1 protein-coding gene is annotated in these 428 nt (G+C 45.1%); it reads left to right on the plus strand.

Annotation, left to right across the window (positions count from 1 at the left end; translation table 11 throughout):
- On the plus strand, positions 1-428 hold a 428-nt coding region (locus tag HC176_RS16760), incomplete at both ends, for an acyl-CoA dehydrogenase family protein (RefSeq protein WP_209309767.1).

A 428-nucleotide genomic window follows, 5' to 3' on the forward strand; every position in this document is an offset into this window, starting at 1 on the left:
GCGACAGCGGAATTCGTTCCACGGCATCTGTCCAATCTTCGTTGGTGATGTACCCCATCTTCAAATACGGAACTGAGGAACAGAAGAAAAAATACCTTCCAAAGCTGGCTTCCGGAGAGATGATAGGATGTTTTGGCCTTACCGAACCCGATCATGGATCCAATCCCGGAGGAATGACTTCCAATTTTAAAGACAAAGGAGATCATTACCTGCTCAATGGTGCAAAATTGTGGATCTCTAATTCTCCTTTTGCAGATATTGCAGTGGTGTGGGCAAAAAATGAAGAGGGTAGAATTCACGGTCTTATCGTCGAACGCGGCATGGAAGGCTTCTCTACTCCCGAAACTCACAACAAATGGTCTCTACGTGCCAGTGCTACAGGAGAACTCGTTTTCAATAATGTAAAAGTTCCAAAGGAAAACCTCCTG

It is taken from the genome of Tamlana crocina, assembly GCF_012037625.1.